The 21,837-nt window shown below is 49.7% G+C and carries 21 protein-coding genes and 1 pseudogene; 15 read left to right on the forward strand and 7 right to left on the reverse strand.

What is annotated here, in order from left to right:
* Nucleotides 1-234: 234 nt before the first annotated feature.
* Genes HQ37_RS05545 through HQ37_RS05565 form a run of 5 tightly spaced genes read left to right on the forward strand, consistent with a single transcriptional unit; the run spans nucleotide 235 to nucleotide 5,439 of the window.
* Nucleotides 235-501 carry a PqqD family protein gene (locus HQ37_RS05545; protein WP_036881345.1) on the forward strand — a complete coding sequence of 89 codons (267 nt, stop codon included), beginning with the start codon at nucleotides 235-237 and terminating at the stop codon, nucleotides 499-501.
* 10 nt (nucleotides 502-511) lie between these two features.
* Nucleotides 512-1,633, forward strand: coding sequence for a nucleotidyltransferase family protein (locus tag HQ37_RS05550; RefSeq protein WP_036881346.1), 1,122 nt, complete (start codon nucleotides 512-514; stop codon nucleotides 1,631-1,633).
* Nucleotides 1,630-3,276 (forward strand): ABC transporter ATP-binding protein, encoded by a 1,647-nt coding sequence (locus tag HQ37_RS05555; RefSeq protein WP_036881347.1) that lies wholly within the window; start codon nucleotides 1,630-1,632, stop codon nucleotides 3,274-3,276. Before HQ37_RS05550 ends, HQ37_RS05555 begins: the two co-directional genes overlap by 4 nt.
* A 29-nt stretch (nucleotides 3,277-3,305) precedes the next feature.
* The gene (locus tag HQ37_RS05560; RefSeq protein WP_036881348.1) at nucleotides 3,306-3,962 is read left to right on the forward strand and encodes a carbonic anhydrase family protein; all 657 of its coding nucleotides are present in this window, start codon (nucleotides 3,306-3,308) and stop codon (nucleotides 3,960-3,962) included.
* A gap of 52 nt (nucleotides 3,963-4,014) precedes the next feature.
* Nucleotides 4,015-5,439 carry an alpha/beta fold hydrolase gene (locus HQ37_RS05565; RefSeq protein WP_081951778.1) on the forward strand — a complete coding sequence of 475 codons (1,425 nt, stop codon included), beginning with the start codon at nucleotides 4,015-4,017 and terminating at the stop codon, nucleotides 5,437-5,439.
* 102 nt (nucleotides 5,440-5,541) lie between these two features.
* Here HQ37_RS05565 and HQ37_RS05570 read toward each other — a convergent pair whose 3' ends face one another.
* The 7 genes from HQ37_RS05570 to upp all read right to left on the reverse strand — a co-directional run bounded on the left by HQ37_RS05570 (nucleotide 5,542) and on the right by upp (nucleotide 12,250).
* Complete coding sequence (locus tag HQ37_RS05570; RefSeq protein WP_036881350.1) at nucleotides 5,542-6,015, reverse strand: DUF4293 domain-containing protein; 474 nt, start codon at nucleotides 6,013-6,015, stop codon at nucleotides 5,542-5,544.
* A gap of 11 nt (nucleotides 6,016-6,026) precedes the next feature.
* Entirely contained in the window at nucleotides 6,027-6,353 is a 327-nt protein-coding gene (locus HQ37_RS05575; protein ID WP_036881352.1) for a DNA-directed RNA polymerase subunit omega, read from the reverse strand.
* Between the two features lie 22 nt (nucleotides 6,354-6,375).
* Nucleotides 6,376-7,179, reverse strand: coding sequence for an outer membrane protein assembly factor BamD (locus HQ37_RS05580; protein ID WP_036881353.1), 804 nt, complete (start codon nucleotides 7,177-7,179; stop codon nucleotides 6,376-6,378).
* Nucleotides 7,180-7,614: 435 nt separating this feature from the next.
* The gene (locus tag HQ37_RS05585) at nucleotides 7,615-8,277 is read right to left on the reverse strand and encodes an RloB family protein (RefSeq protein ID WP_036881354.1); all 663 of its coding nucleotides are present in this window, start codon (nucleotides 8,275-8,277) and stop codon (nucleotides 7,615-7,617) included.
* Nucleotides 8,278-8,300: 23 nt separating this feature from the next.
* On the reverse strand, nucleotides 8,301-9,566 hold the full coding sequence (locus tag HQ37_RS05590) for an ATP/GTP-binding protein (RefSeq protein ID WP_036881356.1): 1,266 nt from the start codon (nucleotides 9,564-9,566) through the stop codon (nucleotides 8,301-8,303).
* A gap of 135 nt (nucleotides 9,567-9,701) precedes the next feature.
* A complete protein-coding gene (locus HQ37_RS05595) occupies nucleotides 9,702-11,597 on the reverse strand; it encodes a U32 family peptidase (protein ID WP_036881357.1) in 1,896 nt (631 codons plus the stop codon).
* Nucleotides 11,597-12,250: a uracil phosphoribosyltransferase gene (gene upp, locus HQ37_RS05600; protein WP_036881368.1), complete on the reverse strand. Its 654-nt coding sequence runs from the start codon at nucleotides 12,248-12,250 to the stop codon at nucleotides 11,597-11,599. Before upp ends, HQ37_RS05595 begins: the two co-directional genes overlap by 1 nt.
* Before the next feature lie 657 nt (nucleotides 12,251-12,907).
* Here upp and HQ37_RS05605 point away from each other — a divergent pair.
* The 10 genes and pseudogenes from HQ37_RS05605 to HQ37_RS08210 all read left to right on the forward strand — a co-directional run.
* Nucleotides 12,908-13,258, forward strand: a complete 351-nt coding sequence (locus tag HQ37_RS05605) for an arsenate reductase family protein (RefSeq protein WP_036881358.1) — start codon at nucleotides 12,908-12,910, stop codon at nucleotides 13,256-13,258.
* An 8-nt stretch (nucleotides 13,259-13,266) separates the two neighbouring features.
* Nucleotides 13,267-14,013 carry a hypothetical protein gene (locus tag HQ37_RS05610; RefSeq protein WP_036881359.1) on the forward strand — a complete coding sequence of 249 codons (747 nt, stop codon included), beginning with the start codon at nucleotides 13,267-13,269 and terminating at the stop codon, nucleotides 14,011-14,013.
* Nucleotides 14,001-14,669, forward strand: a complete 669-nt coding sequence (locus tag HQ37_RS05615; RefSeq protein ID WP_036881360.1) for a hypothetical protein — start codon at nucleotides 14,001-14,003, stop codon at nucleotides 14,667-14,669. The genes HQ37_RS05610 and HQ37_RS05615 overlap by 13 nt, the downstream gene beginning before the upstream one ends.
* Nucleotides 14,670-14,675: 6 nt before the next feature.
* Nucleotides 14,676-16,097 carry a tRNA uridine-5-carboxymethylaminomethyl(34) synthesis GTPase MnmE gene (mnmE, locus tag HQ37_RS05620; protein ID WP_052080799.1) on the forward strand — a complete coding sequence of 474 codons (1,422 nt, stop codon included), beginning with the start codon at nucleotides 14,676-14,678 and terminating at the stop codon, nucleotides 16,095-16,097.
* A gap of 256 nt (nucleotides 16,098-16,353) precedes the next feature.
* Nucleotides 16,354-17,256 carry a helix-turn-helix domain-containing protein gene (locus HQ37_RS05625; RefSeq protein ID WP_036881362.1) on the forward strand — a complete coding sequence of 301 codons (903 nt, stop codon included), beginning with the start codon at nucleotides 16,354-16,356 and terminating at the stop codon, nucleotides 17,254-17,256.
* A gap of 87 nt (nucleotides 17,257-17,343) precedes the next feature.
* A complete protein-coding gene (locus tag HQ37_RS05630) occupies nucleotides 17,344-18,447 on the forward strand; it encodes a site-specific integrase (RefSeq protein ID WP_036881363.1) in 1,104 nt (367 codons plus the stop codon).
* 100 nt (nucleotides 18,448-18,547) lie between these two features.
* On the forward strand, nucleotides 18,548-19,270 hold the full coding sequence (locus HQ37_RS05635; RefSeq protein ID WP_052080800.1) for a mobilization protein: 723 nt from the start codon (nucleotides 18,548-18,550) through the stop codon (nucleotides 19,268-19,270).
* A gap of 92 nt (nucleotides 19,271-19,362) precedes the next feature.
* Nucleotides 19,363-19,725, forward strand: a complete 363-nt coding sequence (locus HQ37_RS05640) for a helix-turn-helix domain-containing protein (protein ID WP_025843055.1) — start codon at nucleotides 19,363-19,365, stop codon at nucleotides 19,723-19,725.
* Nucleotides 19,726-19,731: 6 nt separating this feature from the next.
* On the forward strand, nucleotides 19,732-21,108 hold the full coding sequence (locus HQ37_RS05645) for a DUF3987 domain-containing protein (protein WP_036881364.1): 1,377 nt from the start codon (nucleotides 19,732-19,734) through the stop codon (nucleotides 21,106-21,108).
* Nucleotides 21,109-21,206: 98 nt separating this feature from the next.
* Nucleotides 21,207-21,752: pseudogene (locus HQ37_RS08210) on the forward strand (DUF6371 domain-containing protein); the annotation flags it as partial.
* Nucleotides 21,753-21,837: the final 85 nt, after the last annotated feature.

The following is a 21,837-nucleotide window of genomic DNA, read 5'->3' on the forward strand; positions in this document are numbered from 1 at the left end:
AGGCCTAGAGAAAAGTTGGGTTTCAAATCCCCAGCAAAAGTATTCTTCGCTGCTATAAAGTAAATTTGCACTTGATACTTGAACCTGCAGGCATCTAAAATTGTCTCAATAACAGGTGTACATTTAATGAATTATGCTACCTTTGCAGGAAGGTATATCTCGGTAATCTGACCTCTGAATTTCTAAGACAGAGCAGGGGTGGTTTCCTTTCTATTAAAACAAATAGATTAAGTTATGAAACTCAAAGATCGCTTGATTATTCGCAAGATAGCAGATGAGTACATCATGATCTCTGACTCGGGGACGAGCCTAGATTACACTAAGGCCATTAGCCTCAATGAGAGTGCGGTTTTTCTCATCGAAGCCGTCAAGGATCAAGAGTTTGATCTAGAGTATTGGGCGGAGCTACTGGTGCAGAGATATGAGATCAGCAAAGAGCAGGCACTCGAAGATGCCCAGGCTCTCATCGAGGCTCTTGACGCAGCTGGGATCCTAGACTAAGGCCCTATAGATGAGTAGCCCAAAGCCTAGCCGTGCGGAGCGACTATTCTTAGAGCTCCTATCCTCAGCACTCAATCGAAGGGCTGTCGATGGGAGCTTGTTTGTTCGTCTCCCTCGCAAACTTTGGCTTCAGATCATAACCATAGCCCACAAGCAGTGCGTTCCGGCCTTAGTCGGGGAGGTTATCCTCTCCCTACCCAAGGAGGCTCTACCCGAGCGTCAGCTTTATCTCAAGCTCGCCCTTATTGTCGAGGCTACCAAGGCCTCCAATCAACATCAACGACACTGTCTTCATCGGCTCAGAGCGTCATACGAGGCTGAGGGGCTTCCTTTCGTACTGCTCAAAGGCCAAAGCTTGGCCTTGTATTATCCAGAGAGTGATCTCAGAGCAGTAGGTGATATTGACGTCTATCTCTACCGACCAGGAGACTACGAGCGGGCCAATGCTTGGGCTCAACGCCAGGGCTATCCTCTCATTGGGATGGCCCTCTATGAGCAGCCCTACCGTATGGAGGATATGATCATTGAGAACCACCTCTATATCACCTATTTTGGCCGCAAGAAGTATGACAGCTACCTCTCTAGAATAATGGATGAAGTCATCCACCACGATGCCTTTGAGCGCATCAAGATTGATGGACAGACCTATCTGAGCCTGCCCTGCGAGCTCAATGCTGTCTACATTTTCCAGCATATCCTGCATCACTTCGCCTACCTAGGGATTGCCTTCAGACAGGTATGCGACTGGATCTACTATTTGCAGCGGCATCGAGAGCAAATGGATGTCGAACTCTTTGGCCGATATGCACAAGAGCTGGACCTCATGAGACCTATGCAGATCTTCGCCCTCATGGCGGTGAAGTATTTGGGGATAGAAGCGAAGATCTTCCCCTTTGGACTCTCTCAGGAGGATCACTTGGCTGATGTAGTCCTCAGGGAGATCTTCGATGGGGGCAACTTCGGCTTCGAAGCCTTTCGAGGCAAGAGCTTCCACAACATTTGGCAGAGAAGGTGGTATATGTTTCACCGCACAGTGATTCGATCGCTTCGGGTGTCTCCGATCTCCCCCGAGCATATCCGCAATATCGGATGGATTGCCATCCTCACACGTCTCAAGCTCTTGTTCCGATGAGGTTCAAGCAGATATTCGCAGGGCATGGTAGTAGCCTCAGCTTCTTGCGCTTTGTGATCAGAGGGCATAAGAGTAGGCTCACAGGGCTCATTGCCGTAGGCCTTGGGTCAGTAGCCTCGTCGCTGCTCTTCGTTTGGCTCAGTAAGAGCATTGTAGACATTGCCACAGGTGAGCGAGAAGGTAGCTGGGAGGTCTTTGCCCTAGCCCTATTGCTGGCCATGGTCGCCCAGTCTGGTCTGCGAGTCATCGGACTCTATCTGCGCAATCGTACGGCCGTGCGTATGGGCAACTCTGTACGCCTCAGACTATTCTCCCATCTCCTATACACCCGATGGCAAAGCCTACGTCAGGTACATAGTGGAGATATGCTTACCCGAATGATCCGAGACACTGACGATGTGATCAACTTCTTCGTCGAGATCGTCCCATCCATCATCCTATCGATGACCCTACTCCTCGGAGCCTTGATCATGCTCTATATCTACAGCCCTGCCCTAGCCCTTATCCTGGGGTTAGGCACACCGATCGCCATCCTCTTGGCTCGTCTGTACTACAGGCGTATGCTTCGCTACAGCCACGAAGTCAAGCAGGCAGAGAGCCGCATTACAAGCCGCATGCAGGAGGCCCTAACACATCAGACCATTATCCGCACCTTTGAGCGTCAAGATGAAGAGATCGGACACCTAGACTCTATACAGGGAGAGCTCTTCGGAGCTGTGAATAGACGCCTTCGGATCTCGATGATCTCCAATATGATGATCACCGCCTCCTTCGGAGGCGGTTACCTAGCAGCCTTCCTTTGGAGCACCCACGGCCTTATGCAGGGGACAATTACGTTTGGGATGATGACCTCATTCCTTCAGTTAGTCTCTCGAGTGCAGCGCCCCCTCTCCGATCTCATCGGAGTCTTCTCCAAATTGATCAATACCCGTACGTCTGTCCACCGCCTCGTCTCAGTTTTGGAGTACCAAACAGAGACTAAGGGTCGCCTTCGAGCTCTTACTGGCAGAGTACATTTGGTAGTCGAAGGAGTGTCGTTTCGCTACGAAGCCGATAACCCCTGGGTACTGAGAGATCTAAGCCTCTCGGCGGAGCCAGGAGAGATGCTCGCCCTTATGGGACGGACAGGTGCGGGGAAGACGACCCTCATCCGACTGCTGCTTGGGCTCGTTGTGCCAGAGATGGGGAATATCTACCTCGAGCACGAAGGGCATAGATATCGACTCTCAGAGTCGACTCGATCCAACTTCGTCTACGTCCCCCAAGAGCCCTCACTCTTCAGCGGCAGCGTAAGAGATAACCTACTGGTGGGCAATCCTCAGGCCACGGAGCAAGAGCTTGTAGAGGCCCTCCACACCGCCGTGGCAGAGTTCGCTCATGACCTACCACAGGGACTAGACACTATGCTCAGCGAGGATGGGGGCGGGCTGTCCCAGGGGCAGCGACAACGTCTAGCTATTGCCCGCTCCCTCCTCAGAGCTGGCAATATCCTGCTCTTAGATGAGGTAACTTCGGCTCTAGATGCCGAGACCGAGCAGGAACTCATGCACAGACTTCGGGCTCAGCTTAGGGAGCGCATCGTCCTATTTATCACCCATACCCAGTCTGTGGCAGAGCATTGCGATCGTATCATTTCCCTATAGCCTGGCATTCCCTCTACCATCCAACATTCATGTCATCAGAGCCTATCACCCCAGCAGAACTATACACTACGGAGTTCATGACCATCGAGCAGCAACGCCGCCTAACACCAGACGTTGTCCTCGAAGATCTTATCCTGGGGAATAAGAGATTCCGACAACGCAAATACACCATCCGCAACCATTCGGAGGCCATTCGACGAGCGGCTGGAGGGCAATTTCCCAAGGCTTTTGTCCTGGGTTGCATCGACAGCCGTGTGCCTGTGGAGGATATATTCGATCAAGGTATGGGCGACATCTTCGTTGGCCGTGTGGCAGGCAATATCGCCACGACAGACATGATTGGGAGTATGGAGTACGCCTGTCAGGTGGCTGGCGCACGACTGATCCTCGTCCTCGGACATGAGCAGTGTGGGGCAATCAAGGGGGCTGTAGAGGGGCTACGACTCGGCTCTCTTACGCAGCTATTGGAGCAGCTAGGACCAGCCCTTGAGCGCAGCGACAGACTGCTCTACAAGGGAGACAAAGAGGCTTTCGTCCACCAGGTTGCGATCAACAATGTGCGGCACTCCGTCTCGGTCATTCGCTCTCGAAGTACGATCCTTAGGGAGCTGGAGGAGGAGGGGACGATCCGCATCCTTGGAGCGATCTACAACCTCAGTGATGGCACAGTAGAGTTCTTCGAATAATCTGAAACACAGATACAACAACCTCTTAAAACCTTATTAACTAAACGAGACAATGATGATGAAAAAGACCTTACTCCTACTGCTAGCCCTCATGATCGGCTCGCTGCAGCTGACAGGGCAAGATCTATCGGGCAGATGGCAGGGCCGCCTCGGCATTCCAGGCGGATCGCTACGTCTAGAGCTAGATGTTATCCAACAGGAGGGCTCTTGGAAGATCCTCTTACATAGCCCTGACCAAGGGGCTAGAGACATACCGACAACCTCCGTCGTAGTCAAGGGGGATAGCCTCGCCTTTGCCCAGCCCAATCTAGGCATCCTCTACCGGGGGAGAGTCAGCCCAAGTGGGGAGCTTGTCGGGCAATTCTCCCAAGGGTCATTCACGGCAGAGCTTCGCTTCAAAAGGGGAGCAGCCAAGCCTATCGTAAGAGTGCAAGAACCTAAAGCTCCGCTGCCCTATGAGGAGCGTGAGGTGAGCTTCGACGCAGGGGTTTCGGGCGTGAAGCTATCGGGCACGCTGACCCTTCCCCGAGCGGGAGCCCCTCACCCGCTTGTTATCCTAGCCACTGGCAGCGGTCCACAAAATAGGGATGAGGAACTGATGGGGCACAAGCCCTTCCTCGTTCTGGCCGACAGCCTCACGAGAGCAGGCTATGCTGTGCTACGGTATGATGATCGAGGGGTGGGTAAGAGTACTGGCTCCTTCGCCACTTCGCTGACTACGGACTTCGCTGATGACCTCGAGGCCGCCCTGCGCTATAGCCTGACGCTCAAGGAGGTAAACAAGCAGCGCATTTGGCTCATGGGGCACAGCGAGGGGGCAGTCCTAGCGGCTATGGTGGCAGCACGCACTAAGGTTCGCCTGGCTGGTATTGCCCTCATTGCAGGGCCAGTGAAACCACTGCTGGAGCTGATGCTCGATCAGGGTCATGCGGTACTCGAGAGGAGCTTTGCGGGCAGAGAGCACCTGTTGGCCCTCTTAACCCCTATTGAGGAGCTCAACCAAAGGCTCTATACCGCTGCGGCGGATGAGACGATACCGACCGAGGCCTTAATAGCTAAGTTCGATGAGCTCTACCGTACCTCCAGCCTCCATGCCCAGCTACAGGAATGGCCTAGCGAGGATGAGGCGGATCGAAAGAGTATCGAGAGGAGCTTCCGAGAGCAGAGCTTCCCAGCCCTCACAAGTCCCTACATGAGAGCCCTACTCAGAATAAAGCCCCAGGACTATCTCTCCCGAGTACGCTGCCCAGTAGTGGCCATCTTCGGGGAAGTGGATATGCAGGTCGATAGGAGCAACTTCGACGAGCTGAAGAGGCTTCTGCCTAAGGCCAAGGCGACACTCCTCGCTCGTCATAATCACCTCATGCAGCCAGCTGAGACAGGTTTCCCCGATGAGTATGCAAGGATTGAAATCACTTTCTCTTCCGAGGCTATGCAGGCCCTCCTATCGCTCATGCGAGAGGCTGGCAAACGTTAATCCAGCCCTGATACCAAGCAGGATCAAACGGAGGAGGAGCGGCAAACTCAATGGGTTTGCCGCTCCTCCTCTATGTTCTAATACTGCTTATAAAGCAGCGGGCTAGCGCAAGCGATCTGCCATACGTAGCAGAACCTCGTCATGGATAATTCCCCTAAGGGCCAAGTAGAGCAAGATGAGGCTCACCAAGGGCAGCGATAGGGCAAACCCGATGCCCAGCTCCACGCCCTGAGGCATTGAGCTGTGAAGATCCCAAGCCACAAAACCTAAATAGAGCATGAGGTTGATGATCAGTAGCAGATTAAGTATGGTCAAGCGACGCTGTAGGCTGCGATGCTTGTAGAGGAAGATCGAGACGGACGAGAGCAAGGCCGAGAGGATGGCTACAGCCCCCAGAGCCCATCCCTCTCGCACCACAGAGCCAGAGAGATCGACTACCCTCCAGGGGCTCAGTGTGATTGCCTCCGAGAGCCCATTAGACGAACTCACAGAGAGCACTAGGAGATCCTGCCCTGCGAAGATGGCCATGGCGATGCAGGCCAAGAGCAGCCATAGGGTCTGTATGCGTTGCCACATGTCTCTAGGGCTTACTTTTTGTTGCGTCCAGCGATATTGTAGTAGAGCTCGCCATTCTCATACTCCTTAGCAGCCACGAGCGTAGTCTTGGGCAGACGCTCGTAGTAGCGAGAGACCTCAGTCTGCTCCTGGTTCTCGAAGACCTCCTGCAGATCGTCTGTATGCGTATTGAACTCCTCGAGCTTAGCCTCGAGCTCAAGCTTCATCTCCTGAGAGAGCTGGTTGGCTCGCTTGGCGATGATCATAACTGTCTCGTAAACGTTTTGGGTGTCCTGACTGAGCTTGACCATATCACGACTGATGGTGTCGTGGGGTACATTACCTTTCTTGTAATCCATCTTGATGTATTTTACCTTTTAATCAATCTTTGTGCAGTTGGGCGGAGACCTTTTCGTAGATGCGCTTAGCATCCTTGAGGTACTTGCCCTCGGGGAATTCGTTCACGTAGGTATAGTAATAGTCTATAGCCTCACGTAGACGCATCTGCTGCTTGTCCAGCACGCTCATTAGGGCCTCATCGCTCTTGGCAGAGAGGATGATGAAGAGGAGCTCCTCACGATGACGTGTATAGGGGAAGTCCTTGAGCGCGTTCTGCGCTGTGATCACGGCAGACTGGTAGTTATTGCCCAAATAGAGCCCCATGTCGTAGTAGAGCTTAGCGGACAAATACTCCTTGTAGGCCAGCTTGTCCTGTAGGGAGAAGAGCATTCCCTCGACCTCCTCACGGTGTGCCCCCTTAGGGTAGAACTCAAGGTAAGACTCCAGCTCCTTGATCGCACCATAGGTGTCGGTCTGATCGAGCTTAGGATCGGGCGAGAGGCGGTAGAGACAGAGGCCAGCCTTGTAGTGAGCATCCTCGACCATGGGGGCCTGGGGATAGCTGATGTAGTAGTCTTGGAACATCTTCGAGGCCTCATCCAAACGCCCCAAATTCATATAACTATCTGCGAGCAGATAGGCAGACTGAGGCCCCTCGCTCGTACGGGCAAAGGACTGCACGATGTCTTCCATAAGCGTAACGACGCGGGAGTACTTCTTCTCATTGTAGTACTTCTTGGCGTAGGAATATCGCTCCTCTGGATCGTAAGACTTCTGCACCTTGTAATACTCCCCACAGGAGGAGAACAGCCAAAGGGCACAGCAGGCGATCAATATCTTCTTCATATTTACTTGTATCTACTCTTAGGGTGATGTTGCCATTTAGAGCAGGGCAAAGATAATACTTCTCACACAATTATGCCTCAGCCCTGCTCTCTCTCGAATGATATTTCCGTCGGATAGAGCAACTTTATTCCTCTCTAGAGCTCCTCGTCCGACCCTGTGGCAGAGTCCCTCTCCGAAGATCTTGATGGAGGTGCGAGTGAGCCTCATATAGAAACCCCATCGAGGTCTAAGTAGGCTCGCAAATGAGGCTCAAGTAGGAACTCAATGGAGGTCTAAATAGGATCACAACAAAGGCTCAAATAGGATCTCCATAGAGGTCTAAATAGGAGCGCAGGTGCGGTGTAAATAGGCTCTCGATCCTGATCTAGCTAGACGCTCATGTGTAAGCTCCACAGGAGGTGCATGGAGGGCCTGCTGGACGCTGCATGCCCTCCTTTACTCCCTTCGCAGATGGCGACGAAGGGGGACACGCTCGGGATGACGCAGCTCTAGGACCAGAAGATCTACAGTGGTGCACGGACGAGCCTCGGAGGGGACACAGTCCCGATACACATGACGCAGTGTCTGCGCCCGTGCACAGGCCTTCCCCTCACTCCCAAAGCCGCAGAGGATGCTATACATGTCCAAAGAGCCCTTACGATAGCGATAATTTCTATTCTCGAGTCGAGCCCTGAGTTGCCTCTCTAGTCTCGTGATGTATTGCTTACGATTGAGTTTAGCCGTAGGGCAATAGAAGTGTAGGAGATACCAAAGCTCAAAGCTCTCGTTAGACCATGCCGCCCCATAACCTAGCTCTTCAGCCAGGGCAACGGCCTCGTCGAAGTCCACGAAGTCATCCTTGTCAAAGACTACCCATACCCGATCATAGCTCAGACCGCTCTCCTCGACGACCTTCTGTGTCTTGCGTACGAGAGAGACTGTCCCCTTACCCTCGCCCTGTATGTCTACAGCGATCACGCTCGAGAGTCTATTGTCCGAGATCAAGGCCTCGAAGTAATTGGGCTCTGTCTTAGTGCCCTCGCAAACGATCAAGAAGCGTAGTTGGATCGAACGCGTCCCGACGATGCGTCTCCTTGCTGTCCTAGCTCTATGTGCCATGGGATACCTATTTGGGGAAGCTATTAGTCCTCCCTCTTAATGTAAGGGATAGCCCCAAAGCGACCGAGCAGGTAGGAGCTACCGACATGCTCCTCTTGGCGTATCTGAGCTAGCTCCTCGGGCTTGAACTCGACGAGGGAGTAGAGCTCCGTCTCCGCTCGTTTATTCTTTTGCGTGAACCAAATCTGATCCTCACGAAAGCGGCTTAGATCGAGTAGATTGGTGTCATGCGTCGAGAAGATAAGCTGTGCACCATGAGCATTATCTTCCATGAAAAGACGTATGATCTCGGCCGTAAGCAGAGGGTGTAGCTTCGCATCTAATTCGTCTATCCAGAGCACTCGCCCATGCTTGAGGGCCTCGAAGATGTAGCCAGAGAAGGCGATGAGCTTCTTCGTCCCCTCAGACTCCATCTGCTCCATCAGGAAGGGCCTTTGACCAGCGACCTCGCCCTCCTCATCATAGACAGAGTGCAGCGTAGCCAATTCCTGTCCTGAAGTTCCCTGGTCTAGGATCCAACGGGTAAACTCCTCGGGGATCTCGGGGTTATCCTCCTTCGGGTCGCTGCTTCGCACCAGTTTGATGGTCTCGAAGCCTAGAGCTACTCTGTTGAAGAGGCGCAGAATACCCTCACGGGTCTCGGACTGAGCTTCCAAATTGCGCGTGCTCGAGGGCTTCATCCCATCGTACTCAAGACCTGAGAGCACGTAGCAATCAGCGAACCAGGCCATCAATGCCCGAGACCTTATGCCCGAGAGCTGTGCCGAGAGCGAGAGAATGAGGCGATTAGCTTCGCAACCGATGCTCTTAATCACTTTTGCCTCTGGGAAATACCGTGTGGAGAAGGTAAGTTCCTCTTCCTTTTGACGGCTAAAGAGCTCTCGCTCTCGACCACTGGGTAACTCCTCGTACAACCACTCAGCTACTATCTCTCGAGACGTGTATTCGAAGCCATAGCGATAACATACGCCCTCAATGAGGCACTCGACCTCGAAGCTCGTTGGGCCACACTCGCCCGTACAGAGGAGGAAGGGGTCGTAATCTGGAATAAGCTCATTCGGATTGAGCTTAATAGACCCGAGTACGATCTGCTTCATCGTGCCAAAGGCTTTGATGAGATTGCTCTTGCCACTAGAGTTTGCACCATAAAGGACAGCCGAGCGAAGCAGACGATACCGACCCTGGCTCATGACTGTCTCAGCATGACTGACGAGCTCTGTGGCCTGCATACTAAAGGTCTGTTCACGACGGATCGAGCGATAGTTCTTAACAGTGAAATTAAGGAGCATAGTCTTTGGAGTTAATAAGTGTTTGTTGCGAGGCTTATCTTGTTCCTACGTTTGCTCCAAAGGTAACGATATTGCTCGACTTGATGCCCTCTTCTTCATGATCTTGAGCAGCACCTCGAGTGGGGGATAGATTCTTTAGTCCTTGTAGATCTTCATTTGGCAAGCTGCGCAGTCAAACTCTAGCCTTAGCCTCCTGCCATCGGACACCATCTCGAGGTAGAGGGGTTCGACAAAGGGCATAGCCGTCCTCCCTTGCCGAGTACAATAACCGATCTCATAGCGCAGACAATGCTTCGTGCACATGAGCTCTGCGGCCTCTTGGGCAGATAGTTCGTAGGCCTCTTGCACCTGCTTGTAACCCATGAGCTCGTAGTGCTCTCGGGCGAACCGATTAGCCACATTAGCCCGATAGTCAGGTCGCCAATCAGGCCGCTTGGCGGGTAGACTTCGACGGTCTATAGAGGGCATCTGCACGGTCTTGGCAGAGGGCTTCGAACGATGGTACTCATCCCACCTATGGGTAAAGGTCTCAATGGCTTCTCGACGCAGACTGGAGAGCATCGACAGGGGGATGAAGAGATGCCTGCCACCCAAATCTAGTTCGGTCTCCTGAGCGAAGAAGTCCGTATCCCCGAGCTTGGCAAGCTCGGAGAGTAAACGCCCTTCATCGAAGCTCTTTGCCTCCTCGTGCGCCCAGATCAGTTCGCTCGAGGCCTCTATCTTAGGCAGCTCTAGGCTGCGGACTGAGAGCCTAAAGCCCGCCTCTATTGCCTCTAGCCTCATCCTTACGGGACAGCGACGCTCTGCCGTTGCCCCCGAGAGCTTGCGTTCGAAGGCTTGATCATAATTGCGGTATATCTTGCTTCCTCGAGGGATAGTACAAGGACGGGCTAGGATCAAGTCTCTGTTTGCTTCGACTCCATTGATCGCCACACCTCCGACCTCCCCCGATGGTGCGACGTAGAGCAATCCGTCTCCAGCGACGAGGATCTCCGACGTGTCAATGCGACACCTCTGTCCTCTAGACCAAACGAGTAAGCCGAGGTACTGCCCTTGACTCTTGGGCGAATGAGGATTGATCAGAGAGGCTTGTCCCGAGGGATGCCCTGCCCTCTTGGGGCGAAGCTCATAGGAGGTGAAGCCCCGATTGAAGCTGCGTGAGGGATCGGGCACAAACCGATGCTGCACCCTACCATACGAAGCTCTGCAATAGCGATCGGGGAAGCGTTCGATCACCTCGTCAATACGCTGACGATAGTAAGAGGTAATGTTCTTGACATAGCTCACCCCCTTGAGTCGTCCCTCGATCTTGAGTGAGGAGACGCCTGCATCTAGCAGATCAACGAGCAGGTCTGCACGATGGAGATCCTTCAACGAGAGCAAGTGAGCGTCTCGGCGAACATACACTCCTCGAGCATCGACTAGGTGATAGGGCAAGCGGCAAAGCTGAGCACATGCCCCTCGGTTGGCAGACCGCTCAGAGAGGGCCTGGGAGAGGTAGCAGCGACCACTATAGCTCACGCAGAGAGCCCCGTGCACGAAGACCTCTATCGGCGTGGAAATCCTCTGAGCCACCTGGCGGATCTGCTCGAGGTTCAGCTCTCGAGCTAGAACGATCTGCTCAAAGCCCATAGCCTCGAGCTGTGCCGCATCCTCCGGGCTACAGGTATCGCACTGTGTACTGGCGTGTAGGGCGATAGGTGGCAGGGAGACCAGCGTCAGCCCCATATCTTGAATGATCAAGGCATCAGCTCCCGCCTCATAGAGCTGCCAAGCGAGCTGCCTGGCAGGCTCGATCTCATGATCGTAGAGGATGGTATTCAGAGCGACATAAACCTTCACCCCGAAGCGATGTGCCCTGAGACAGAGCTGCCCGATATCCTCCACCGAGACCCCCGCAGCACTGCGAGCACCGAACTGAGGAGCACCAATATAGATGGCATCAGCCCCATGAGCAATCGCCTCTAGGGCCGTGGCAAGGTCTTTGGCTGGAGCTAACAGCTCGATGGGGCGAGGGCTCTGCACAGGCATTAGAGCTTCTCTCCGTAGGCTAGGTCTCCAGCATCTCCAAGTCCAGGGACGATGTAGGCCATCTCGTTGAGCTCAGGGTCAATAGCAGCCACCCACAGCGTGATATTAGCTTCGGGGAAGGCCTGCTGTAAATAGTCTACAGCCTGCTGACTGGCAATGATCGAGACAAGGTGAACCTCTTGAGGCTGACCCTTCGTGAGCAACGCACGATAGGCCAACTCCATCGAGCTCCCTGTGGCCAGCATTGGATCTACAAGCACGAGCGTCTTGCCAGTTAAACTGGGCGAGGCAATGTATTCAATGAAAATGTCGAAGTTCAAGCGATCCTTATGCTTACGATACGCCGATACGAAAGCATTCTCCGCACGGTCAAAGTAGCTCAAGAAACCTTGATGAAAGGACAAACCTGCTCTCAGGATTGTCCCCAGCACGATCTCATCCTCGATGCGAGCACACTGAGCGATGCCGAGTGGAGTTTGTACTTCCTCCCATCCGTAGTGAAGGGACTTGCTCAATTCGTACGCCATCACCTCTCCCACACGTTCGATATTTCTACGGAAGCGAAGGGGGTCATGCTGGATGTGAACATTTCTCATCTCTGCGACGAAGCGGCTGAGCAGAGAGTGCTGCTGGATAAGATGCTTGACTTGCATAGGATCTAATAGGATGATAAATGAAGAGTGGCGAGGTGAGGTGGACTCTACAACACCCATTCCTGCCCGAATCCCTGCAAAGATACTACTTCTGCGCTTACCGCCCCTAGCCCCTCTACTCGATCGAGCATTGAACTTCTCCCCTCCCTCTTCCTCTCAAAAGATCCAAGTAGGATCTCCGTTGCGCCTCCACTTGCACCTTGATCGAGCCTCTACTGAGACCTCCACTGTGATCCTACTTAAGCCTCAATGGAGTTCCTATCTGAGTCTCGATCGAGATCCTACTTAGACCTCTGTTGAGGCCCTATCTAGACATCCACCGAGATCCTACTTGAGTCTTTGTTGCGATCCAACCTAGATCTCGACGGAGCTACTAGTTGGATCTCTGTAATCTACTAACTTACAAGATTTTTTCTTGCAACTTATTAGACGAAGACTGCTAACTTACAAGATTTTTCACTGCTACTTATGTGTTTATAGACTTCTAACTGAACGTCCTTTGCTGCTCCTACTTGAGACCTCCATCGAGTTTCAAACCTGACCTCCACAATGGGCAAAGGTAAATACGAGCCCATTGCCAGCTTGACATATAGGCCTCGGGGAAGTAGCTGCAATTCCCTTATCTTTGTGCACATACAACCCAATAAGTAACTAACGATGATTTTTATACAATATCCAGCCTGTGGCACTTGTCAGAAGGCTAAGAAATGGCTTGCCGAAGAGGGGGTAGCCGTAGAGCTTCGCCACATCGTGGACGAGGCACCTACCGAAGCCGAACTAACCGAATGGATCGGCAGAAGCGGTCTACCCGTCAAGAAGTTTTTCAATACGAGTGGTGTGCTCTACAAAGAGCTTGCTCTCAAAGATAAGCTCCCCACGATGACCGAAGCCGAACAGATCGCACTGCTTGCTACCAACGGCAAGCTTGTCAAGCGTCCCCTGCTCATCTCAGACACCTTTGTTCTCGTCGGGTTCAAAGCCGAAGACTGGGCAAAAGCAGTAAAGTAAGATTTAAGATGCTTCAAGCTCTTATACACTCTAAGCTGGGGCGGGCGATTAAGAATAGTCAGTTCCAACCCATAGAGGATACTCAGACCTCTTCCACCGTTGGCGTGCTACAGTATCTTCCAAGCTCAGTGTTTTGGTCGATTCTGTATGATGCTATTCAGGGGAAAAAGGATTTACCGAAAGAGATTGGAGAGATCCTTGTTTTTAGATTTTGGCCTCAGTTATCTATTGGAGAGGATAGCTCAAACTCAAATCGTGTAGAGCCCGATGTTTTAATTGAAACGGAGCAATACTACATCATTATTGAGGCCAAGCGATTTGACGAAGGAGGACAATCTCGCCAGCAGTGGATTAATGAGGTGGGGGCAGTAATTGAGTGTACGCAGGATAATCCTAAACCTATTCTTTTGATTGCTTTAGGTGGTAACAGCTCCCTGGCAACACAAAAAGAAAAAGTTGGTGAGAAGGAGTTTTGTGTTTTCCCACTAACATGGCTTGACCTTTTGCACTCGATTCAAGAGTATAGGAAAAAGAAAGGGAATGCGTTGGAGTCCCATTACGATAGGTTACTGTCTGATACGATAGAGGGCTTTGCTCTGCATAATTATTTCGACGTAGAGTGGTTATGTCATTTATCAGATCGGACCATCGAAGACAGCAAACTCCCACTTGGTACGTTCTCTTTTGGGAATCTATCCAATCTCACGGATAAATTCATCTCCAAACAAAATATAGACTTATTATGGAAGAAGTAACGCAGCTAGGAAAAGCTTTGTACAATGTTCGCAAGGCACATAGACTCCTACATGACTATCAAACGAGGATGCTAGACTTAGCTTATTTCATCAAGACGAAGCTAGGTATGCCAAAATTCACAGGGAAGAAGCATTTTTCTAACCCAATCAGTAGCAGTAGCCAATCAGACAAAAATATCTGGCGGGATATGTGGGCTTGGAACTTCCTGTATTCATATGTATTTGAGTATTACCTAGGAGTAAAGGATGTCAATAATAAGAAATATGCTATAAGCTTGATACAATACTCTGATACAGGATATTTTGACAGTCAAAATGTTAGCAGCAATCTCCCTGACTCTTTTACAGCAGAGGAGCATTGTTCCTCAAAACTGCTGATTGTCTTAGAGGAAATTGACAAAGACGGGAAATGGAATTGGGGAGATGGAAGCAGTATAGAATCTATTGTTCTAAATAAAGAATATGGGTGCTCTAGTCACGAAAAAACAACTCTACAGCTACCTGATGGTGGTGTACAAATAATATATTCTGTTCCCCTTGAGAACATGGGTAATGAGATGTCCGTATTGAAAGAGCTACAAGCATTTGTAGACTATTGCAACAACGAAGGTTTAATGGCTTTTCAAGGCCTAAATCTGGTGGCTCAAAGCGAATAAACTATAATGATGCACTTCCCTCTCTCTTCCGATACGATATGTGCTGTGGCGACTGCTCCAGGTGTGGGTGGTATCGCTGTTATTCGTGTGTCTGGTGCAGACGCTTTCCGCTTCGTGAGTCCGCTCTTTCGTCAGCGAGAGAGGTTCGTAAATCTTAGCGAAGCGAAGCCTCGTTATGCTCTCTATGGCGAGTTTGTCGAGGCAGACGAACTCATTGATGAGGTCGTTGTTACACCTTTTGTTGCGCCTCATTCGTTTACGGGCGAGCATACGGTCGAGATTTCTTGCCATGGCTCCGTTTATATTCGTCAGCGCATCCTCGAGGCTCTTATCAATCAGGGTTGCCGTATGGCTCAACCGGGCGAATTTACTCGCCGTGCTTATCTTAATGGACGTATGGATTTGAGTCGTGCCGAGGCAGTAGCGGACATCATCGCCAGCGAGAGCAAGGCACAGCACCAAATGGCAATGAAGCAACTGCGTGGAGGATATAGCGAGGAGCTGAACGCTCTGCGAGAGGAACTCTTACGCCTAACAGGGCTTATGGAGTTAGAACTTGATTTCCCCGAGGAAGATGTAGAGTTTGCCGATCGTACCGAGCTCCTTGCACTTTGTGACCATATCGAACTTAAACTCCAAAAACTCATCGACAGTTATCGCCTTGGTAATGCCGTGAAGCGTGGCATCCCCGTTGCTATTGTCGGCACAACGAACGTCGGCAAAAGCACGCTACTCAATGCCCTCCTTGGCGAGGAGCGGGCTATCGTGAGCGACATACACGGCACCACGCGCGACACGATTGAAGACACGATGCACATTGGAGGCTACCTCTTTCGTTTCGTTGATACGGCGGGGCTTCGTGAAACCACCGATACCATAGAGAGTCTTGGCATTGAGCGTAGCCGAAACAAAATCAAAGAGGCAGACATCATTCTTGCCGTAGTGGACGGCACACGTCTTAATGAAGCTAGCCAACTGGACTACATCAAAAGTATTTTGGATGAAAAGGGGGAGCGAACATTTATTCTACTTGTCAATAAAAGCGAAAGCCTCACCGAGACCGACCGAATCGGGCTCAGCGAGGCTCTGCAAACGAAGCTCTCAATCACTACGACACCGCTATTTATTTCGGCTCGTGAGGGCAAGGGGATAAACGAACTACAAGGCGCACTCACCGATGTAATGGATACGGCTAAGGCAAGCGAAGCCGACCTAATTGTAAGCAATGCCCGCCATCATCAGCTCTTGCGTGATGCCCTTGATGCTCTTCTGCGTATGCGTTCGGGCTTTGATATGGGGCTCTCGACCGACCTATTGACACTCGACCTCAGGCACGCCATTACCTCCATCGGCGAAATCACAGGTCGCGACATCACCAGCGACGACACCCTCCACTACATCTTCGCCCACTTCTGCATCGGCAAGTAATCGCTGATTACTAACCATAACGAAGCATCACCAAATATCACAAAGGCACTCATAATGAGTGCCTTTTCTTTTGCCCTTTCTGCTCGTTAGGCATCGTTCGACGCTGTTCTTTTGCTCATTTCTGTACCGCATTTGTACCGCAGGCTCCTCGCCCACCCGACAGCTCCTCGCATATATACCGAGATGCTGGATAAACTGGACAATGGCTGACAATAATTGACGATGGTGGACAAATAATGGCGAAATAATAAGCGATATGGCAGGAAGCAAAATTCCCATCAAAAAAATATGTGAATATTGTAATTCAGAGTTTTACGCTCACAAGGGAAGTACAAGATTTTGTTCGCATACTTGCAATAGTAGAGCCTATAAGCAAATGAAGCGAGAGGCGAAAACACGTGCTATTGAAACTGCAGAACAAGCAAAAAAAGTCAATGATATTATAGACCGACCTTATCTCAAAATTTCAGAGGCAGGAAGGCTGCTTGGTGTTTCTCGACAAACTATATATGAACATATCTATGCTGGTCGCCTCAGAGCTTCCAAGATAACAAGCCGTCTTTCTGTTGTGAGGCGTGAAGACATAGAGCAGATGCTGGCGGAGCGACCTTATGAAAAGCGACAGCTCCGAGATGCGATAGTAATCACGGAATTATACACAACAGACGAGGTATGCGATACCTACGGTATTTCTCGTGCAGCTCTCTTTGCGATAGCTAAGCGAGAGAATATCCCTCGTACCCATAACCGAGGGAAGACCTATTGGAGCAAACGACACATCGATGCCTATTTTGCGAAGAAAGCTCCCGATGCTTCCATTACCGAATGGTGTACAGCCGAAGAGATATCGGCTCGCTTTGGTATGACTATCACGGCTGTCTATAATTTCGTCTTTGACCACAACATTCCCAAGAAGAAGGTCAAAGGAAAGAGCCATTACTCGACTCGACACATAGAAGAAGCCAAAGGAGTACTCGAAGCCACAGCACCGAGTTACTACACCGTCAAAGAAGCAATGGCTAAATATGGTCTCACTCGTGACCAACTCTATCACTACACCAAGCAACACAACATACCGAAGGTGAAACAAGGGCGTAATGTATTCATCTCCCAGCGAGAACTTGATGAAGCATTACAACCACCAACTATCATTCGATAAGTTATTTCTCGGTGCTTTACCCCACCGAAAGAACACTGATTTCTTTTGCAGACAAACAATAAGTATCACCCACTAATCAATAAAAGTATGAGACATACATGTACTAAAGTAACATTGAGACAGAGATTGTATGACAGCGGACGGATTTCGCTTTATTTGGACTACTATCCTGCTATCCGTAATCCAGAGACAATGCAGATGACAAGACGAGAGTATCTGGGCATCTATCTATACGCCCATCCCAAGAATGAGATGGAACGTTCGTTCAACAATGATATGCTGAACAAAGCCGAAGCCATTCGTTGTATCCGTGTTCAGTCGCTCATCAATGAGGAGTTCGGGTTTCTTGATAGAACTAAAATGAAAACCGATTTCCTTGCCTACTTCCTGAAGATGTGCCGAAAGAAAGATCAGAAGTGGCGCATCGTCTATCAGCACTTCTACAACTATGTGCAGGGACATTGCACCTTTGGAGATGTGACAATAGAACTTTGTCAAGGCTTTCGAGAATATCTCCTCAATGCGAATCAACTCAAACGAAAAGGGAAAGTGTCCGTTAATTCGGCATCGGGCTACTTCTCCACCTTTCGGGGATTGCTGAAGATTGCCTACCGAGACAAATGGCTGAGAGAGAATATCAATGATTTCTTGGACAAGATAGAGGCTAAGGAGGTAAAGAAAGAGTATCTAACCCTTGATGAGGTGAAGCTGTTGGCACAAACACCTTGTGAGCACGAGGTTCTCAAACGAGCCTCTCTCTTTTCCTGCCTTACAGGATTGCGCATTAGTGATATTCTGAACCTCTGCTGGGAAGACTTTGAACTTGCACCAGACCAAGGGTATTGCATTCGTATCAAGACACAGAAAACTTCGACCGAAGCCACTCTCCCTATCAGCTACGAAGCCTATGAATTGTGTGGCGAACCAAATTTGGGCAAAGTCTTTAGAGGTTTACAACGAAGTATGATAAACTATCCGCTGAAGAAATGGATCAAGCAAGCAGGTATCACGAAGCATATTACCTTTCACTGCTTTCGCCATTCTTATGCTGTGATACAAATTTCATTAGGTACAGACATCTACACGGTGTCCAAGATGCTAACGCATAAGAACGTCTCCACGACGCAAATTTATGCTGACCTTGTGAACTCGAAAAAGCGTGAAACAGCTGAGAAGATTTCTCTAAAGTGAAACTTGTATTTACTTCCTTTTCCCTATGCTTCCCGCTATTTCCCTAAGTAATGAATGGTGATGAATACTTGTCTATGTTTGCACCAAAGCATAGATAAGTATGAAACCATCAAGCATTAACGATAACTATATTCCTCAAATAATCACCCTCGGGTGTATTGCCCTATTGTCCCTTGCCGTTCGTTCTACTACTTTGAGTTGTGGAGCGGACGGCTTTACTGCGTTCTGCATTTTTCTTATTTGTTCCGTAATCTTCTTTTTGCTCTTTCTGGCGGTGCAATCATTGCTCGAAGATTTCTTCTGGCATATCTTCAGACCTAAGGAGAGGGAGGCTATAGAAGCTCCGACGGCAACTATTCCCTCTCCATTGCTCTCCGACTATGAACAGTTTTGTCAAGAGGCTTTTCAAATAAAGGCAAGAGAAGAGCAAAAGAAAATGGAAGTCATCACCTCCTACACCCAAAGAACACTTGCTGCCCATATGAGTGAGGAAGAGCTGACAAAACTTTGCGAACAGATCACTCGCTATCTATCCTTTGAATGGAACGTAGAGAATAGTCTAGCTATCAAAGTATCCTCTCAACTCAAAAGCATTGACCTAATGCACTTCGGATGGAACATATCTCGCCCTTTCGGAAAGAAAAGAGAGGATATAGCCCTTTTTCTCAAACACACTTTTGCCCATACCTTGAAAGATGTAGAGGTGAGTTCTATCCAACGAAAGCTCACCAATACAGAGGGGAAATACCTTATTCCTCTCTGTAAAGACCTTTTCATTAATGAGCATTTAACCCCATTAGAAAGTTATCCAAAAGTTACTTGAAGGAGTTGTAGCGCACCGAGAGAACACCGATTTCCTTTGCTCGCAAATAATCAGAAACTCGCAGGGCAACCTGCACAAATTTATTTGCGAACATGGACAAAGAAATTACATTCGACAAGTTACCTGAAGCGGTAACGTATCTGACCGAACAGGTCTCTGCCATCAAAGAGATGGTCTCGGCATTGCGTCCGCCTATACCTGAAGAGAAATCTCTCATTGGTATAGATGAAGCGTGCGAAGTCATTCAAAAAGCAAAACCTACCATCTATGCTCTCGTCCGTAAGGGGATTATCCCAGCTTACAAACGTGGCAAGAAGCTATATTTCTATAAAGAAGAGCTACTGCAATGGGTAGAAAGTGGACGTAAAGGTATCCTTTATGCGCCCTCCTCAGAGGAACAATTATCCTCCATAAGAGCAGGCATCCGACACAAGCCTAAATCATTCAAAGGATAATGGGCTATGGGAGAACAAACAATCGTGCTAGAAGTCCTGCTGGATAAAGCCATCGAATTGGGGTTGTCATTCTCAGACTCTGCTTTTCCCATTGGTATCTTTCCCTCTGAGATACGAAATATCATTGCTGAAGTCCACGAGTGTCAAGGCTTTCCCATCGACTATATCGCATCAGCAATGCTGGTGGCTATCGCTGTGGGCATCGGGAATACACACCTTGTCCAGCTCAAACGAGGGTGGCAAGAGAGTGCAATGCTTTATGTGGCATTAGTTGGACGCCCAGGCACGAACAAAAGTCATCCGCTTAGTTTTGCGATGAAGCCTTTTCTTGACTTTGACTATCAGGAGAATAAACTCTACGAACAAGCCTACACTGAGTATGACAATGTTGTACGAATGAGCCGTAAGGAGCGTATAGAGGCTGGTTATTCAGAGCAACCTACAGAGCCTATACGAAGAAGATTTATCGTCTCTGACATCACGCCCGAAGGTTTGAGTTTTATCCATGCTCAGAATAAGCGAGGTCTTTGTTTGTGGACGGATGAATTATCGGCTTGGTTCAAGAACTTCAATCGCTACAATAGCGGTTCCGAGGAGCAGTTTTGGCTCTCTGTGTTCAGTGCCAAGGCAACCATCAGTGATCGCAAGGGAAATCGAAGTTCCATCTTTATCAAGCGTCCCTATATCTCTGTTGTAGGCACCATCCAAAAGAAGATACTCGGAGAGCTATCCAAGGGAGAACGCTCCAGTAATGGTTTTATAGACCGTATCCTTTTTGTGATGCCCAATCTACAGCAGAAAGCACGATGGAGCAGAACGGAACTTCCAGAAAGCACCGAAGGAAGATGGTCAAGCATCATTCAGCAACTTATTGAGATACCTTGCTCCAAAGACGAAGAAGGCGAACTACTTCCTGAGATTATCCCTTTTGCCGAGGATGCTAAGGCTCGACTTTATATGTGGCAAGAGGAGGATGCCAAACTCTGCGATACCGAACCCAACGAAACTCTCGTCGGAGTCTACTGTAAGTTGGAAGTGTATGTCATTCGCTTTTGCCTTATCATCCAAATGGCTCGTTGGGCGTGTTCCGAGGGAGATAAGAGCGAAATTGACCTTGTCTCTGTGGAACGAGCCATCTCTCTTACCGAGTATTTCCGCCATTCAGCACAGCAAGTGCACTCAGAGATTTCAGGTATTCAGCTCACTCAGCAACAGCAACAACTCCTTGCCGAACTTCCGGCATCTTTTCAGACTGCCGAAGCCCTGAGTATTGCCGAGCGATTGGGGATGAAAGAGAGGGCTTTTAAGGATTTTCTCAGTCGCAATATCGGACACCTCTTTGCTAAGGAGCGACACGGACTTTACCATAAACTCAATGTTTAACTCAGCGCACTTTCTACATTATCAGCATTTCTCTACCCCTTAATTAAACCGAAAGTGTACAAAGTGCAGATAGTGTGCTATTCAAATCAAATTTATCAATGAGCAATTATAGATTCAAATTAGAACTATATAAAGGTGTGCGCACACGCCACACCTGCCCAGCGTGCGAACGTCCCAGATGCTTTGCTCGCTACATAGACACAGAGGGAAAAATCGAGTTCCCTGACAACGTGGGACGTTGCGACCACGAACAGAGTTGTGGTTACCACTTTACTCCCAAAGATTACTTTGCCGAGCATCCATTAGCAAAAGAAGAGTTGTATTCGTCTGATAGTACCGACTACAAACCGACACAAATCACTCTACCGCCATCCTTCATCGAAAAAGCAACGATGGAGCAGACCTTGAGAGGATATAAGCATAACAACCTCTATTGCTTTCTTTCCGAACAACTTGGAGAAGATGAAGCACTCCAATTGGTACATCGTTATCACGTTGGCACATCTAAACATTGGGAAGGGGCAACCGTATTCTGGCAGATAGACACTATCGGAAGAGTTAGAACGGGTAAGATTATGCTCTACAATCCCGAGACTGGTAAGCGAGTAAAGCAACCTTTCAACCACATCACATGGGTACATAGTCGTCCCTTAAATAGTCGTTTATCGTTTGTTATTCAGTGATATAAACGGTTAAATCCTTTGCCAAATCTGCAAGTTTTCGTATCTT

The organism is Porphyromonas sp. COT-239 OH1446, assembly GCF_000768875.1.
Lineage (GTDB): Bacteria > Bacteroidota > Bacteroidia > Bacteroidales > Porphyromonadaceae > Porphyromonas.